Raw genomic sequence first — 15,860 nt, forward strand, 5'->3', positions numbered from 1 at the left:
TTCGGGTGACAATCAGGCGTACTAAAACTATTTGTTCGACAATTAAATTTTTTTATTCTTATTTCTATTTCGGCCGGTTTTGGCCCTTTTATTTCTGGGCGTTCGCTTAAAAACTCCATTGGGGCGGGGGGGCCGCCGCCCCGTTCCCCCGCGGCCCCGCCGGCGCCGCCCCCCCCCCGCCCCCCCCCCCCCCGGCCCGCTCGGTCTCGAGCCGGTCGACCATGGCATTGAACGAGTCGATCAGATGGGACAGATCGCCGTTGCCCCGGCCGTCGACCCGGCCGCTGCGCCGCAACGGATCGACCCGCCGCATGGAGGCGATGAGTTCGTCCAGCGGGGCCAGGCTGGTCCGCAGCAGGAAGGCATTGGCCGCGAGGATGACCGCCAGGCCCACCACCAGCACCGGCACCTCGGTCAACCGCACCCGCGACGACACCGTCGCCGGCGACAGCGCGAGCACCAGTGTCCCCAGCGTGAACACCAGCCCGTTGATCAGGAAGATCCGCCGGAACAGCGCATCCGCCGGGGTCCGGGTGTGCCGCCGGAACAGGCCGATACCACTTCCCGGACGGTCCATCACCTCAGTCTGGTTGCCGATCGCCGGAGTGTCCATGAGGTCCGGCACCCATTTCCGGGCGGCGAACTACACAGCGCCGGCCACCACAGATGGGTGCCGGCACCGATGGTCGGCGCCACCCCCGCTCACGAAAACTGAGAACGAAGAAATCGGTGGAGGGAGGAGCGTTCGGGTGTACATCGACCGCAGCACCGTACCGGGCCAGGGCACCGTGCACCATCTGCGAACCCGCAACGGTGACCGGTTCGCACTGGTCACCGGCGCCGACGGCGCCAAACGCATCCTCGTCTACCACGGCGCCGGCGACGAACCCATCCACTCGGTCGCCCTGGGGACCGACGAAGCCGACCAATTCGCCGATCTCCTGCACAGCGCGCCCCTACCCGATCGGGTGGCGAGGCTGGAGCGGCTGGTGGACCGGCTCACCGGCGACAGGTCCCGGCCATGACCACACTTTCCCCGCACGCGCGACGGGACCCTCCGATGCAAGCTCACGATATCGCCGTCCACCTGCCGACCGTCCGGCCCGGCGACCCCGTCGCGAAGGCTATGCGCCTGATGGTGGTGAACCGGCTGCCCGGCATGATCGTGGTGGACGAGGCGGACCGGCCGGTGGCCGTGCTGCCGGGCACGCAGGTGCTGCGGCTGGCGATCCCCAGTTCGTATCAGAACGACCCGGCGCTCGTGCGCACCATCGACGAACTGAACGCCGAACTGTTCTGGCGCGAACCGGGACATCTCACCGTCGGTGACTGTCTCCCGCAGCACGCGCCCCGGCCCGCCGTTGTCCGGCGTGACGCGACCCTGCTCGAGATCGCGGCCCTGATGGCACAGCGGCACAGCCCCCTCGTGGCGGTGGTGGACCGCGCGCACGCCCTCATCGGCGGAATAACCCTCGAACGGTTGCTGATCAGCCTGGCCGTCGCCGGGCCCGAGGACTGAAACCCGCCGGGCCGAGGCGAGGTAGCCGATGAATCAGATCCTGGCGGTAGCCATTTTCGTCGGGGCGTTCTGGTTCATCGCGACCGAACGCGCCGACAAGGTCAAGGTCGTGCTGATCGCCGCGGCAACCATGACGGTGCTGGGCCTGGTCCCAGGTGAGGACGTCTTCTACAACGCCCACGCCGGGATCGACTGGAACGTCATCTTCCTGCTGCTCGGCATGATGGTGATCGTCGGCGTCGTCAAACACACCGGCCTGTTCGACTTCCTGGCGATCTGGGCCGCAAAACGCTCCCGCGGCAGCCCGTTCCGGCTGATGGTGATGCTGATGATCATCACCGCGGTCGCCTCCCCGATCCTCGACAATGTCACCATCATCATGCTGGTCGCGCCGGTGACCATCGTGGTGTGCGGGCGGCTCGGTTTCGCCGCGCAGCCGTTCCTCGTCGCCGAAGTGCTGGCCGCCAATATCGGGGGTGCCGCCACCCTGGTCGGCGATCCACCCAATATCATCATCGGCAGCCGGGCGGGCCTGAGCTTCAACGATTTCCTGATCCACATGGCACCCGCGGTGGCGGTGATCTTCGTACTGTTCGTGCTGTTCACGCGCTGGCTGTTCCGTGCGCATCTACGGGAGCCCTCGAAGCACATCACCACGGTGATGACCCTGCAGGAGCGCCGCGCCATCACCGACCCGCGGTTGCTCACCCGTTCGATGCTCATACTCGCCGGGGTGGTGGTCGGATTCGGCCTGCATTCGTGGCTGCATGTGGCGCCGTCGATCATCGCCCTGCTCGGTGCGGGTGCCATGGTGCTGATCTCCGGGCTCGATATCCGCGATATCCTGCGGGAAGTCGAATGGGCGACACTGGTTTTCTTCATGGGTTTGTTCGTGATGGTGGCCGGCCTGGTGCACACCGGAGTCATCGGCCTGCTCGGCGACGCGGCCGTCTCGGCATTCGGCGGCAACCCGCTACTGGCCTCGGGCGTCCTGGTTTTCGGGTCGGCGGTGGCGGCCGCCTTCATCGACAACATCCCGTACACGACCACCATGGCGCCGGTGGTCGAAGGACTGGTCGAGCAGACGCCCGATCCAGAACAGGGCCGGGCGCTGTGGTGGTCGTTCGCCTTCGGCGCGGATTTCAGCGGAAACGGCACCGCGGTCGCCGCGAGCGCGAATGTGGTCGCGCTCGGTATCGCCCAGCGGGCCGGGCATGCGATCACGTTCTGGCAGTTCACCCGATACGGCATCGTGGTGACCGCGCTCAGCAGCGTGCTCGCCTGGGTGTATATCGTGCTCCGCTATTTCTGATCGCCGACTGCGGTCGTCCGCCGCCGGAACTCCGAGTTCAGGACGGCTCCACCGGGACACCGTTGCCGGCGAGCCAGGCGGTGATCTCCGCGAGATCGCGGCGCACGGCCGCGGGCCGCAGCGCCGGCGGGGTCATGAACAGGTAGCGCTGGAAGGTGGCGCCCTGCCCATTTCTGGCCGCGGGGTCGGCGCCGGCCCGCAACAGTTCGAGGACGATTTCGTGCTCGTCGAGTTCGGCGGCGATATGTAACGGGGTTTCACCGGCGTGGTCGGCGATATCGGGGTCCGCTCCGGCGGCGAGCAGGGCGCGAGTATTCGCGCCGCGCTGGTGGAAAACCGCCGTCAGCAGGGGGGTCCGGCCGCTGTGCGGATTGACGGCATCAGGGTCGGCGTGGTGACCGAGAAGCTTCGTCAGGCATACGGGGTCGGGGGCCGCTGCCGCCAGGTGAACAGGGGTATCGCCGTCCCGATCCGGCCGGAGCGCATCGGCGCCTGCCGCCAGCAACATGGCACACGCGGCATCCGCCCGGTTCAGTACCGCCCAGTGCAGCAGGGTGATCCCTTCGGCACCCGCGACATCCGGATCGATACCGGACGCGAGCGCCGCGGCCAGACGTCGCTCGTCGCGGGCCGCGATCGCCGTCGCCGCGGATTCGATACCGGTTCCGTCGAACGGTGTCGCCATCGCGGGCCTTCCCTTCGATACAGGCTCTGTCCGGAAGTTCAACTGCCGGACCGATCCGACCACGGCTGAGTCCGGTCGAGCGCCAGGCGCACACCCGGCATCTCGTGGATATCGATCGAGTGCGCCACCCGGCCGTTGTTCTCGGCGGGCAGCGGGTCGGGCAGATCTATTCTGGCACCGAGCGCGGGTCGCACCTGAGCGAGCCCACCTGCGGTACCGGCCGCGCCGGCAGTACCGCCGATCGCGGCGCCGACATAGGCGCCGACGAATTTCCCGGTCGTACTGCCGGTTACCCGCCCGGCCGTTCCGGCGATCGCACCGCCCATCGCACCGCCGAGCGAAGATCCCAGGATCCCGCCGGCGAGTCCGCCGATCATCGAGCGGTGCAACCAGTGCGAGTCCTGCAACACCGTCAACGGGTCACCGGCGACCACATAGGTGCGGATATTCCCGGCCGCGGCATACTCCCGTGCCGCCGCCGCGTCGATACCGAGACCGCGGATCGTCTGATCGGACAACGCGGCGGGATTGAAGGTCACCGCCGGTGCACCCGATTTGAGCGCGGCCGTCGTCGCCAGCCCGCCCCCGAGGGAGTGACCGGTGATCACCAGATCGTCACCGAAGGCCCCGCGGGCCAGTTTGCCCAAGCGGCCCGCCAGCACATACTGGCGGGCCGGTATTCCCAGCCCCTGGGCAAAATTGGTTTTCCAGCTGCGCAGGCTGGTCCGGTAGGTGCCCGCGAAGGCCAGTACGTACCGCCCCGCATCGTCGCGGTACAGCGCACTGGTCAGTCCACTCGCCACGTCGTTCATCGCCTCCGGCGGGATTCCCGCCCTTTCCACTTCGGTCCGGTCGAGCCGGACGAACCCGGATATGGGGCGGGAGCGGTCCGGGAAATAGACATCATCGGCCAGATCGGCCAGCGTCCGGTCGGCCGGTTGCGCCTGCCGGGAACGCATAGTCACAGCGAAGGCACCGCCACCCTCGGCCCGGGAGCCGCCACCGTCGCCGTATCGGCGCAACGGGCCCGCCCGATCGGTACCGGGCGTATCCAGCCGGTCGGCGCGCCGGAATTCACCGAGCCCCGAGTGCGTAGTCCCGGAAATCGCGCGCACCCGTCCCGCGAGGTCGCCACACCCGTGGTGCACGGCCACCCGGATTCGGCCGGCCATGTCGACCAGCCTCTTCGCGGGTATCACCGCCGGAGGTGCGGCACGCGCCTGCCCGTCAGACCTCCAACAACATGGAGAAGCAGGCTCGGAACCGGCTGTAACCGGCCGATAACTCCGCACATTCGGCGATAGTAACCGCGCGGTCGCCCCGAGGCGGAGCGTTGTCCCATATTTGCGCGGTCACCGATGCGACCGAGACCATAACGGCGACTGCGTCCCCCGCCGGTTCCGCACCGAAAAGCCTGCAACAGTGCGAACCATGCGATTTCCTCTCGAGTGATGATGAGCGGTGACACAACTCGACGTCGTCGGCTGTCCACCATGTTCCGAAGGTAGGCAGCACGCGCCGACGACGAAATGTCCCGCGTGACCACAACTTGTGCCGCCGGTAGTGCACTGCGCACATTCGACAGTCGGCGGAATCCCTGTGCACTGTGCACAAAACCCCCTCCCAACTGTGGTTCGCCGACACCTTTCCCGACCGCGCCCTGCTGGTTACCCTTCGGGTCACGCCGACCAGGAAAGCCGATGCAGGCACCGTCCGGAGCGGCCATCGGCCTGTTCGTTCGCCCATACCGTGAGAGGTCCGCGCCATGACCGTTTCCGCCGGACCCCCGACGCGCCGGGGCGGGGCGCCCGAGGAACCGATACCCGCCCGGGTTTCCGCCCTCACCGTGGAGATCGGGACGGGACTACGCGCCCGGGAGGCCGAAATCGCAGCGGCGATGACCCGGCGGATCACCCAGCGGATCGATTACACCCGCGCCGAACCACGGCTCACGGAGTTACGCGCCGCCAGTATCCACGCCAATGTGGCGACCATGATCGAGATATTGGCCAACGACATCCCGGTCGATCATCTCCAACCTCCGATGGCGGCAGTCGAATACGCGCGGCGGATGGCGCAGCGTGAGCTGCCGTTCAACTTCCTGATGCGCGCATACCATATGGGCCAGGACGTCATGATGCGAATGTGCTATGACGAAGTGGGCCGGCTGGCCTTGCCGACGGAGCTGGGATTGGCGGTACTGCAGCGGCTCACCCAGAGCGTCTACGCGTATACCGACTGGATCAGCCAGTACGTCTGTGAAACCTACGAGACCGAACGCATGCGGTGGATGAACGCCCGGGGCACGGTGCACGCCGCCACTGTGCACGCGCTGTTGGACACGACGACACCGGACTCGGCGGGGTTCGAAGCGGAAACCGGCTACCGGCTCGACCGGACACATCTGGCGGTGATTCTCTGGTACACAAGCGGTGACGAGTCCGCTATCGTCGCCTCGCTCGATGCCTGCACCCGAATGCTCGCGCGGGCGTCACGCGCCGACGGCCCACCGTTGGTGACGGCCGTCGACCGGCGCACGATGTGGGTGTGGCTCCCATTCGGCCGGCGACCCGCGGTGGACGCCGGCGAGCTGCGGGCGGCAGCCGACCTGCCGAAGGGAGTGCGGCTGGCCGTCGGCCTCCCGGGCCGGGGACTCGCCGGATTCCGCCGCTCCCATCAGCAGGCCGGGGCCGCGTACTTCGTCGCCACCGTGCCGGGAACACCCACCGATCACCGGACGATCGGTTTCGGCGATCCCGGCGTGGCGGTGGTCTCGCTCCTGGCCAGAGACCTCGAATCGACGCGCGAATGGGTGCGCGAGGTACTCGGGTCGCTCGCCGACGACACCGATCAGGCGGCGGCACTACGCGACACGCTGAGCACCTTCTACGAGACCGGTGAAAGCCATGTCCACACCGCCCAGCAGATGACCCTGCACCGCAATACCGTGAAGTACCGCATCACCAAAGCGGTCGACGCCACCCGCGGCAGCGGAACCGGGCACGAGAAATTGGATATCGCGCTCGCCCTGAGAATTTGCCGCTTCCTCGGCCGGAACGTGCTCCGGCCACCCTCCTGACGGAGCCACACAGGAAGGGTTGTATGGGTGACGACCGGCCGGCCGCGAGAGGACTCGTCGCGCATCTCGTGACCCGTCTACGCGCAATGGCCGAGAATTCCACCGACGCCCTCGGGAACAGGCATATCCGCGGTATCTCGGGCACGCTGACCCGCGGGTCGCGAATCATGACCGGTCGCGACCTCGACCTCGCGGCGCGAATCGCCGCGGTGAGCCGGGACCGCGACAATGGAGATCTGCTCATCGACCGGCGCCTCGATCCGGGCACGCACCGAGACATGTACGGCCGCCCGCTGCGGCGGCGGACCTTCACCAAGGCCGAGTACATCACCATGTGGGAGCGCCGGATCGGGCGGCGGATGACCGCGGACGAACTGCGGACCCTGGACCGCGGCTGTGTCGGAATGACAATGTTGCGACTGGGCCACACCAGCGGGAACCCACCCCTGAACCTGATGTTCGGCTATCCCAGAACACCGCGGCACGACACCGCGACAGCGCTCGGTGAAGCCGCAAATGCCGAGGTCCGCCGTTGCCGGGCGTTGCGGGTGGCCGCCTACGAGGATCTCGCCGAGGCCAGGCGCCGCCCGGATACCACCGACGCGAGTCCAGCCGTCCGGGAGCGAATCGATCGGGCGCTGGAGACCGAGTACGACCTGCAACAGGCACGGACAGCGGCCCGGAACGCCTGGATGGATATTCCGGCCGACCGAGTCGCACAGGCCCGTGCGGCTCGGACCGAGGCGCGGGTCCACGATGGCCACCAGGCGCTCGCCATCGCCCGGAACTACGCCGCGAAGTTCGACGACCTCCTCGCCAGCCGGCCGCCCGATACCACCGGCTTCCTGCGCCGGGTACAGGAGGACCCGGACCTGTCGAAACTGACCGGCGTCGGCGACGACCTCCCCACCACCGGAGCCCCCGCGGATTGGGAGCCGGTCATCTTCGCCAAACATCTCTGGTCCGGCCAGGACCATGTCCGCGATTCGAACGGCCGGGAGATCCTGGACAACGGCCGTCCTCGGGGCGAAGCAACCGACACTCCGAAGCACGGACGCTTCACCCCCAGACATGCCACCGGGCAAGTGAATATGTGGGGTGATTTCAATCAGAACCGCCTGGGTTTTCTCAACTTCGATTACGCCTGGTACGACGCGCCGACGGACACCTGGTGGCGCGCCAACCACTCCGAAACAGGGGACCCACGACGGCCGATGCTCGTTTATCAGAGCACCTCCGAAGAATTCCTCACCGGCAGCGCCGACTTCGACACCACTGTCGTCGGAATCGGATTCGCGGATACGAGCCGATAGGCCGGTTACACCCACCGATCCGGAGCAGGGAAAACCTACCCAGATGCCACGGCTCCGCGCCCGGGTACCATGACCGGACGCTTCCTCGCTCGATCGGAGCCGCATGGACGCACGACCGCTCTACTATCTGGCCGGTCCGGCGGGCCACCCGAACTACGGGGACGAGCTCATCACCGCCGGTTGGCTGAGGTACCTCGCCGAAACCGCGCCCGAGGCGGCGGTATGGGTCGATACGCATTCCCCCGGCCCGGCGCAGATTCTGCTCGGTGATCTGCATCCGCGGGTGCGTTTCACCGATACCCTGTGGCGGCTGTCCTGGGAGGCGCCGTCGGACAACCCGTGGCAGGTGGCGTCGTGGGTGCGCCGGGCGGTAGCCGACCCCGGGCTGGCGCCGCGATGGGATCGCGGTATCGCGCTGTTGCGGCGGGCCGATGTGATCCATCTGCTCGGCGGCGGCTACATCAACCGGATCTGGCCGCGGCATATCGGGTTGCCGGCCGGGGCCGCCGCGGCTGCCCGTGCCTCCGGCGCCCGTTGCGCGGCGACCGGTCTCGGGTTGTTCCCGGAGCCGGGCGGGGCCGCCGAGCTGGTGCGGGCCACCGCCGCCGAATTCGATATCGCCGACGTACGCGACCGGGCATCCGCCGACCTGCTCGGCACCGCGCCCGGTACCGACGATTCCTTCCTGGCGCCACCGAAGCTTCGGACGGGCGAGGACGACCCGCCCGAAGTGATGCTGTGCCTGCAGAGCGATCAGCTCGATATCGGAATCGATGCGCTGGCCTCGACCGTATTGCGGATTCTGCGCGCCTGGCAGGTGCCGCCCGAACGGGTCGGCGTGGTGGAAGCCATTCCGGGCGAGGACCGGAAAGTCTTCGATCTCATCGAACACCAATTGCCCGGCGCCCGGTTCTATCCGTTCGTCGAGGTATGGGAGCACGGGTTGCCGGCCGCGGCCGGGCAGACGTGGCTGACCACGCGGTTCCATATGCATCTGGTCGCGGCAGCGGCGGGCGCCACGGGGGTGGCGATCCCGGTCAGTACCGATTTCTATGCCACCAAACATCGTTCGCTCATCGAACTCGGCTCGGGGTGGAGGATGCTGGAAGATCCCCGTCGGGTCCCGCCGCGTCCGACCGGCACCGGCTTCGACGGCTCCGTGATCGCGGCAGCACGCCGGGCGAAACTCGCTCTTGCCCGAGCTGTCTACGCCCCCACAGCGACGGACGATACTTCCGCTGCACCGCCGTGATCGCCTCTGCTGCAACCTCCGCCATGGTCATCACGACGTCGCCACCGCGCCGGTCGTCCCGCAGTGTCGAACTCGACGCGTGGCCACCGCGATGGCCGCAACCAAGGGCAGCAGAAGTTTCAGCGATAGGAGATCAGGGCCGCGAGCGAGTTCGCCGGCGCCGATCATTCCGCGATGCGCCACAGCGTGAGATCTACCCGCATTTCTCGGGGACTGCCGATCGGCATCGTCGATAGCTCCGCGGTCGGTTCGGTCCGCCGTGGTGTTGTGCAGCTCGCGCCCCGGTCTCGGTCTGTCCGGCGCTAGGGTGGCGCTATGCGTGTTCTGATCCTCGGAGGAACACTGTTTCTGGGCCGGCGTGTTGTCGAACGTCTCCATGCACGCGGCGATCAGGTGCTGCTGGTCCACCGGAGTCGTAGTGAACCCGCGGACTGGCTACCCGTTGAGCATCTACTCACCGATCGACACGATCTCGCACAGCACCGCGACCGCATCCGTGCTTTCGCCCCGGAGGCCGTGATCGACAGCTGCGCGCTCACCGCCGCAGGCGTCGATGCGGTACTGCCGGTGCTGCCCGAGGTGCCGACCGTGGTGCTGTCCAGCCAGGACGTCTACCAGGCACATGCGGCTCTGCTGGCCGGCCGGTGCGATTCGCCGGTGCCGCTGACCGAGGATGCGGAGCTGCGGCGTGACCGGTACCCGTACCGCGGCGCGGATCTGCCGGAGGTCCCCGACGACTACAGCAAACGCGATGTCGAAGACCGCTGGCTGGCGCGCGGCGCGGTGGTGTTACGGCTACCGGTGATCTACGGACCGCACGACCGGCAGCACCGGGAAAACCTGATCCTGCGCAGGTTACGGGCCGGTCGCACCCGGATCCCGATCGGCGCCGGAAATCTCCTCTGGACCCGCGGATATGTCGACGACCTCGCGACCGGAGTCCTCGCCGCCCTGGACCACCGGACAGCGGACGGGCTGCCCGTCAATCTGGGTGAAACGCAGACCGTACCCATCCGTACCTGGTTACAACAGATCCTCGACGCCGCCGGTTCGACCGCGGAACTGGTCACGGTCCCCGAGGCGGTCCTGCCGCCGGACCTCGCCCTCACCGGCGCACCGGCCCAGCACTTGCTGATCTCCGTCGCCCGCGCGCAGGAGCTTCTCGGCTGGTCACCCGCCGATCCACGCCGACGGGTGGTGGAGTCGGTGCGCTGGCATATGGCCAACCCACCGTCCGGCGCCGGCTGGACCGATGCGGACACCGCAGCGGACGACGCGGCGCTGGCCGCGGCCGGCTGACCGACGGCAGCGGAGGGGTATCCGGGCGGCCGGGTTCGAAGTGTCCGGCGTCGGTTCGGCGCGCTCGCTCGTCCGGTTCCGCGTGCGAGGTCCTGCACCCATGACTGTCGTCACAACGCGTCACGTCACACCGTCCCGGTCCGTCTGCCTAGTAGAAACCTCTACAAAAGGAGCCACCATGTCCGGTCAACGTGCGCATGTGGTCGTCATCGGCGGCGGATACGCCGGTATCGCGGCGGCCAACCGCCTTCGGCGCCGCACCGATATCGAGATCACCCTGGTGAATCCGCGCCCGGAATTCGTGGAACGTATCCGGTTGCACCAGCTCGCCGCCGGCACCGGTTCGGCCACCGCCGCATACGATTCGCTGCTCGGCGCGGACGTCCGGCTGGTGGTCGATACCGCCGAACGGATCGACACCGCGTCCCGCACCGTAGAGCTGTCGACAGGCACCGGCCTGGTCTACGACTATCTCGTCTACGCCGTCGGCAGCACCGCCGCCACAGCCTCATCGGTGCCCGGCGTCGACGAGTATGCCTACCCCATCGCGGAATTGGAGCAGGCCGATCGCCTGCGCGAAACCCTCGCCACCCTGCCGCCCGATTCCCCGATCGTAGTCGTGGGCGCCGGTCTCACGGGTCTCGAAACGGCCGCCGAGCTGGCCGAACGCGGGCGCTCTGTCCAGTTGCTCTGCGGTGGCGTCCTGGGGCCCAGCCTGAGTGCACCCGGCCGGCGCTCGGTGGCCGGGCGGCTCGCGCGACTCGGCGTCGAGGTGCTGGAAACCGCGGTGGTCACCGAGGTCCGTGCCGATGCCGTGGTACTCGGCGACAGCACGGTACTGCCCAGTGCGGTGACGATCTGGACCGCCGGATTCGGTGTCCCGGGCCTGGCCCGTGCCAGTGGGCTACGCACCGACGCGCTGGGCCGGCTCATCACCGACGAGACACTGACCAGTATCGACGACGACCACATAATCGCTGCCGGTGACGCCGCCGCACCGTCGGGTCATCCGCTGCGGATGAGCTGCCAGGCCGCGATCCCCTTGGGCACACAGGCCGCCGACACGGTGCTGAGCCGGCTCACCGGCGACCGGCCCACCTCGATCGACCAGGCGTTCATCGGCTCCTGCGTGAGTTTGGGCCGGCACGGCGGGATCATCCAGGCCGCCCGGCGCGACGATACCGCCGTCGATATCTTCCTCGCCGGGCGAATGGCGGCAGCATTCAAGGAGGCGGTCTGCCGGAGCACTCTGTGGCAACTGCGCCGCGCGGCCGTGAAACCGGGTTCGTCCCTTTGGCTGAAGGGTGGGCGCCGGATCACCCACGCAGAACAGACGGTCTGAGTTCGGCCCGGCCTCGGGTGGCCGGGTGTACCGGTCCTCCGCCGCGAGCACCCGATCGGCGTGGAAATATGCAATCCGGCCCGTTGACGGTGACATGAGCGAACAGGACGATGATATGAGCCGGGACAGCACATCTACCGGTCGGAAAACCGGCTTGTTCGCGGGTATTTCGACGGTGGATATCGCCTACCACGTCGACAGCTATCCGGCGGAGGACACGAAAACGCAGGCTCTCGACCAGTTCATCGGTGCCGGCGGGCCGGCCACCAACGCCGCGGTCGCCTATGCCGCGCTCGGCGGCGTTCCCACCCTCGTCACCGCGGTGGGAAGCCACCGCCTCGGCGACCTGATCCGCAGTGACCTGTCCGCGCACGGCGTGCGGGTGGTCGATGTCCGCGCCGGCAGCGACCACCAGCCTCCGGTGTCGTCCATTGTGGTCGCGGAGTCGGCCGCCACCCGTACGATCGTTTCGCTCGACGGCGCCCGCATCGACGTCGAATACGACCACCGTCTCGCGGAGTTGCTCGCGGATGTGAACGTCGTGCTGGTCGACGGGCACTATCCGGCATTGGCCGCAGGTCTCTGCGAACGGGCCTGCTCGCTCGGCATCCCGGCAGTTCTGGACGCGGGCAGGTTCAAGGATTCCCATATCGCCCTGCTCCCGCACATCCGGTCGGCGATCTGTTCCGCAGCATTCGCGCCACCCGGTATCACTCCGGGAGATGCCGGCGCCGTACTCGCGTATCTGCGCGCCGCCGGCGTCGAGAACATTGCGATCACGAACGGCGGCGAACCGATCATCGGACTCGCCGGTGACCGCGAATTCCGCATCGATATCCCGGAAACCCGTGCTGTGGACACGCTCGGCGCGGGCGATATCCTGCACGGCGCGTTCTGCCACTACGCGAGCACCGGTCACGATTTCGTGCACGCGCTCACGCTGGCATCGGAGGTGGCGAGTTTCTCCTGCCGGTTCTTCGGCACCAGGGAATGGTGTACTCGGCTCAGCGAGTTGACCGGACGAGGTACTTCTCACCCCGGGGCGTGAGCACGACATCGGCCCGCGCGCGCGTTCCGGACACGAGCGTGGCATTGGGCAGATCATTGTGCGCGATCTGTGCCCGCGCGACCTCCGGCGTCTTCCCTCCTGCGCGGTGCCGCTCGTAGAGGCGCCGCTCGATCGACTCCGCCCCGGCATCCACATACCAGCACTCGTCGAGGAGCGAGCGCGCATCCCGCCAGCCCGGTTCGTCCAGTAGCAAATAGTTGCCCTCGACCACGACGATCCGCTGTCGCCGGAAAACCACACCGTCCGGCACAGGGTCGTGGATCTCGCGATCGTATACCGGCCACCCGACCTCGATACCCGCCGCCGGATTCCGCAGGGCGCGCAGCCTCGCGACGAACCCGGGCACGTCGAAAGTGTGCGGCTGCCCTTTTCGTTCGAGCTCTCCCGCCGCCGTGAGTTCTCGGGTGGTCCGGTGGAAACCGTCCATGGGCGCCATACCGGCCAGGCCTGCGTCCCGCCGGTTCAGGGCCGCGGCCAGTCGCGTCGCGACAGTGGACTTACCGGCCGCGGGCGGTCCGGCGATACCCAGCAGGTACCGGCGACCCGAGCCGATTCGGTTCGCAGCCGACGCCACCTGCCGGGCAAGATCGTCGACCGTGACGAGAGACCCGGTTTCCTCGTCCATCACACTCCGGTTTCCACCCGCAGGTTCACCGTCATGGTGAGCGCATCCGGTACGGCGGCGAGGGCGGCGCGCGTATGACTCGTGAGGGCAGCCGTACCGGCATCGCCGGGCCCCTCGATCCAGGTGTCGAGGGCGCAGTGGAAAGCGGCGACGGCGATATCGAGGGCGAGACGGGGGCGGGGGTCGGCGCCGGGTTCGATATCGAAACGCTCCCGCAGGATCTCGAGCGCGGCGCGCACGGTGCGGGCGCAGAACTCGAGATTGCTCGCGGCCATCGACGGCGTGGACTGCGCGAGTCGGTGGCTGCGCACGGCGCGATCGGCCCAGCCGTCCCGGGGCATCCGGTCCAGCGCCGCCAGGAGAGCTTCCTGCAGTGTTCGTGAGAGCGGTACGGGCTCCGGTTCCCGATCGGACAAATCCGCGAGGAAAGCTCCCCACAGGTCACGCAGTGGCGCCATTGCCACGTCTTCTTTGCTGGTGAAGGTGCGGAAGAAAGTCCGTTTGGATACCTCGACGCGATCGCAGAGTTGGTCGAGCGTGACGCTGTCGAAACCGCGTTCGGTGAACAGTTCCAGCGCCGTGTCGATCAGCGCCTCGCGCGTGCGCAGTTTCTTGCGCTCCCGTAGCGGCAACCGCTCCCGCACCACATCGGCCATACCGACACGATAGCGCTACTGCCTTCGGTTGACTATTGCCCCTTGACATCATTTGCCACCGAGTGGCACATTTCGTGGCGGTGGAGAACCTGCCGCCACCCCGGCATCCGAAAGGCATCGACATATGTACGCATTGGTCGTCGACAGGTCCGCAGCGTCCGGATTGCGCCTCGGCGAGGCCCCCGATCCTGAACCGGCACCGAACCAGGCCTTGATACGCGTAACCGCCACCTCGCTCAACAGCGGCGAGATCCGGCACGGGCTCGCCGATGCCACCGACGGTGCCGTACTGGGTTGGGACGCGGCCGGGATCGTGGAACGAGCTGCCGCCGACGGTTCCGGCCCACCGGCCGGCACCCCGGTGGTCACCCTCGGCGCGGACGGGGCCTGGGCGGAACTACGCGCGGCCGATACCGATCTGATCGGCATCGTTCCCGCGCACGCCGACCACGGAGCCATCAGCACCATCCCGGTCGCCGCAACCACCGCACTACGCTCGCTGCACCGGCTCGGCCCGATCCTCGGACGCCGGGTGCTGGTCACCGGCGCGACCGGAGGCACCGGCCGCTACGCCGTCCAGCTCGCCCACCGCGCCGGCGCACACGTCATCGCGACGACCGCGGATCCGGCCACCCATACGCCCGGTCTGCGCGACCTCGGAGCGACCGAAGTCGTCACCGGCCCCAGCGATCTCTCCGAGCCGGTCGACGGCGTGATCGACCTGGTCGGCGGCCGGCAACTCGTGGACGCGTACCAGCGCCTTTCCGAAGGCGGCACGGTGGTGGCGGTCGGCCACGCGGCAGGTGCCGCGGAAACCTTTCCGTACGGGTCGTTCCTCGGCGATCAGGGCCGCCACGATCGGTCGATCACCACATTCTTCCTCCTGAGCTGCACCGGCCTGAGCCGCGATTTCGGCTGGCTGGCCGGCCAGGTGGCAACCGGCGCCCTGGACCCGAACATCACCTGGCGCGGGTCGTGGTCGGAGGCCGACACGGCCGTCCAGGCGCTGCTGTCACGCCGCCTGCACGGCAAAGCAGTGCTCGAACTGCGCTGAGCGTCCGGCACGTTCCCCACGACCCGGCCTCGCCGTCAGCCGCCGCTCGGCTCGACCGAACGCAGGAGCGCGGTGTCCAGCCACTGCTGGACACCGCCCGTGGTGTGGGCAGTGCCGAGCGCTTCGGCGGTCAGTGCCCAATAGCGCGCCACCGCGCGATCGCCGCGCGTGACACCGTGTGCCAGCTCGCGACGGAACCCCTCGGTGTCACGGCGCCCGCGGGCCGCCGCGTGTGCGCCGACATACAGGTCCAGTTCCACCCCTGGTAGCGGCGGGTCGGCAGCGGCCATCCGCTCCGCCACCGCGGTGTGCGCGGGCGCGAGGTCGGCGAGAAAGGCCCGCCGGTTCCGTATCGCCCGCTCCCCCGTGCCCCAGATCTGCCGGGAGATCACCCGCGCCAGCTCGGTCGATTCCGCCAGCTGACCGAGTTCGGCGAACAGGAGAACGTGACGCGGCAAGGGCGCCGCGGGCAGCCGCGGAATATCCATTTCGACGAAACCGTCGAACATCGAAACCGGCATGGCGGCCAGGATCCGGCGCCAGAAGTCGATGAGGGTGCCGCGGACCGCCGAGCGCGCGGGGGCCCCCGTGAGTGGCGTGAGCATCCGCGGGTGATAGGGCGGTTGGATGGCCCCCCGCACCGCATGCCGCCAGG

General features: G+C 68.2%; 15 protein-coding genes and 1 pseudogene. 10 read left to right on the forward strand and 6 right to left on the reverse strand.

Features of this window, described 5'->3' with window-relative positions:
* Window positions 1–196: 196 nt before the first annotated feature.
* A pseudogene (locus QH195_RS32125) lies at window positions 197–577 on the reverse strand (HAMP domain-containing protein); the annotation flags it as partial.
* 172 nt (window positions 578–749) lie between these two features.
* Between QH195_RS32125 and QH195_RS32130 the strand changes: the two are divergent.
* From QH195_RS32130 to QH195_RS32140, 3 genes are read left to right on the forward strand one after another with little or no spacing between them, the layout of a single operon-like run.
* Window positions 750–1,025 carry a hypothetical protein gene (locus QH195_RS32130; protein WP_280422545.1) on the forward strand — a complete coding sequence of 92 codons (276 nt, stop codon included), beginning with the start codon at window positions 750–752 and terminating at the stop codon, window positions 1,023–1,025.
* The gene (locus QH195_RS32135; RefSeq protein WP_280422544.1) at window positions 1,022–1,519 is read left to right on the forward strand and encodes a CBS domain-containing protein; all 498 of its coding nucleotides are present in this window, start codon (window positions 1,022–1,024) and stop codon (window positions 1,517–1,519) included. Before QH195_RS32130 ends, QH195_RS32135 begins: the two co-directional genes overlap by 4 nt.
* Before the next feature lie 28 nt (window positions 1,520–1,547).
* Window positions 1,548–2,831, forward strand: coding sequence for an ArsB/NhaD family transporter (locus QH195_RS32140; RefSeq protein WP_280438155.1), 1,284 nt, complete (start codon window positions 1,548–1,550; stop codon window positions 2,829–2,831).
* A 37-nt stretch (window positions 2,832–2,868) separates the two neighbouring features.
* Here QH195_RS32140 and QH195_RS32145 read toward each other — a convergent pair whose 3' ends face one another.
* Together QH195_RS32145 and QH195_RS32150 are read right to left on the reverse strand one after the other, a co-directional pair.
* On the reverse strand, window positions 2,869–3,516 hold the full coding sequence (locus QH195_RS32145; RefSeq protein WP_280438156.1) for an ankyrin repeat domain-containing protein: 648 nt from the start codon (window positions 3,514–3,516) through the stop codon (window positions 2,869–2,871).
* Window positions 3,517–3,554: 38 nt separating this feature from the next.
* Window positions 3,555–4,688, reverse strand: coding sequence for a hypothetical protein (locus tag QH195_RS32150; RefSeq protein ID WP_280438157.1), 1,134 nt, complete (start codon window positions 4,686–4,688; stop codon window positions 3,555–3,557).
* 593 nt (window positions 4,689–5,281) lie between these two features.
* On the opposite strand from QH195_RS32150, the gene QH195_RS32155 reads away from it, so the two are divergent.
* From QH195_RS32155 to QH195_RS32180, 6 genes are all read left to right on the forward strand, one after another.
* Entirely contained in the window at window positions 5,282–6,595 is a 1,314-nt protein-coding gene (locus tag QH195_RS32155) for a PucR family transcriptional regulator (protein ID WP_280438158.1), read from the forward strand.
* Window positions 6,596–6,618: 23 nt separating this feature from the next.
* A complete protein-coding gene (locus QH195_RS32160) occupies window positions 6,619–7,908 on the forward strand; it encodes a hypothetical protein (RefSeq protein ID WP_280438159.1) in 1,290 nt (429 codons plus the stop codon).
* Window positions 7,909–8,011: 103 nt separating this feature from the next.
* Entirely contained in the window at window positions 8,012–9,160 is a 1,149-nt protein-coding gene (locus QH195_RS32165; RefSeq protein WP_280438160.1) for a polysaccharide pyruvyl transferase family protein, read from the forward strand.
* Window positions 9,161–9,475: 315 nt separating this feature from the next.
* The gene (locus QH195_RS32170; RefSeq protein ID WP_280438161.1) at window positions 9,476–10,459 is read left to right on the forward strand and encodes an NAD-dependent epimerase/dehydratase family protein; all 984 of its coding nucleotides are present in this window, start codon (window positions 9,476–9,478) and stop codon (window positions 10,457–10,459) included.
* A 178-nt stretch (window positions 10,460–10,637) separates the two neighbouring features.
* A complete protein-coding gene (locus QH195_RS32175; protein WP_280438162.1) occupies window positions 10,638–11,801 on the forward strand; it encodes an NAD(P)/FAD-dependent oxidoreductase in 1,164 nt (387 codons plus the stop codon).
* Between the two features lie 94 nt (window positions 11,802–11,895).
* Window positions 11,896–12,849: a PfkB family carbohydrate kinase gene (locus tag QH195_RS32180; RefSeq protein WP_280438163.1), complete on the forward strand. Its 954-nt coding sequence runs from the start codon at window positions 11,896–11,898 to the stop codon at window positions 12,847–12,849.
* Here the strand turns inward: QH195_RS32180 and QH195_RS32185 are convergent.
* Together QH195_RS32185 and QH195_RS32190 are read right to left on the reverse strand one after the other, a co-directional pair.
* Window positions 12,806–13,495, reverse strand: coding sequence for a nucleoside/nucleotide kinase family protein (locus tag QH195_RS32185; RefSeq protein ID WP_280438164.1), 690 nt, complete (start codon window positions 13,493–13,495; stop codon window positions 12,806–12,808). The genes QH195_RS32180 and QH195_RS32185 overlap by 44 nt on opposite strands.
* Window positions 13,495–14,151: a TetR/AcrR family transcriptional regulator gene (locus QH195_RS32190; protein ID WP_280438165.1), complete on the reverse strand. Its 657-nt coding sequence runs from the start codon at window positions 14,149–14,151 to the stop codon at window positions 13,495–13,497. Before QH195_RS32190 ends, QH195_RS32185 begins: the two co-directional genes overlap by 1 nt.
* A gap of 124 nt (window positions 14,152–14,275) precedes the next feature.
* Here QH195_RS32190 and QH195_RS32195 point away from each other — a divergent pair, with 124 nt between their 5' ends.
* Window positions 14,276–15,205, forward strand: a complete 930-nt coding sequence (locus QH195_RS32195; protein ID WP_280438166.1) for a zinc-binding dehydrogenase — start codon at window positions 14,276–14,278, stop codon at window positions 15,203–15,205.
* Window positions 15,206–15,240: 35 nt separating this feature from the next.
* Here the strand turns inward: QH195_RS32195 and QH195_RS32200 are convergent.
* A partial coding sequence (locus tag QH195_RS32200) for a hypothetical protein (RefSeq protein WP_280438167.1) occupies window positions 15,241–15,860 on the reverse strand: 620 nt, incomplete at its 5' end.

The organism is Nocardia carnea (assembly GCF_029868855.1).
GTDB lineage: Bacteria > Actinomycetota > Actinomycetes > Mycobacteriales > Mycobacteriaceae > Nocardia > Nocardia carnea_A.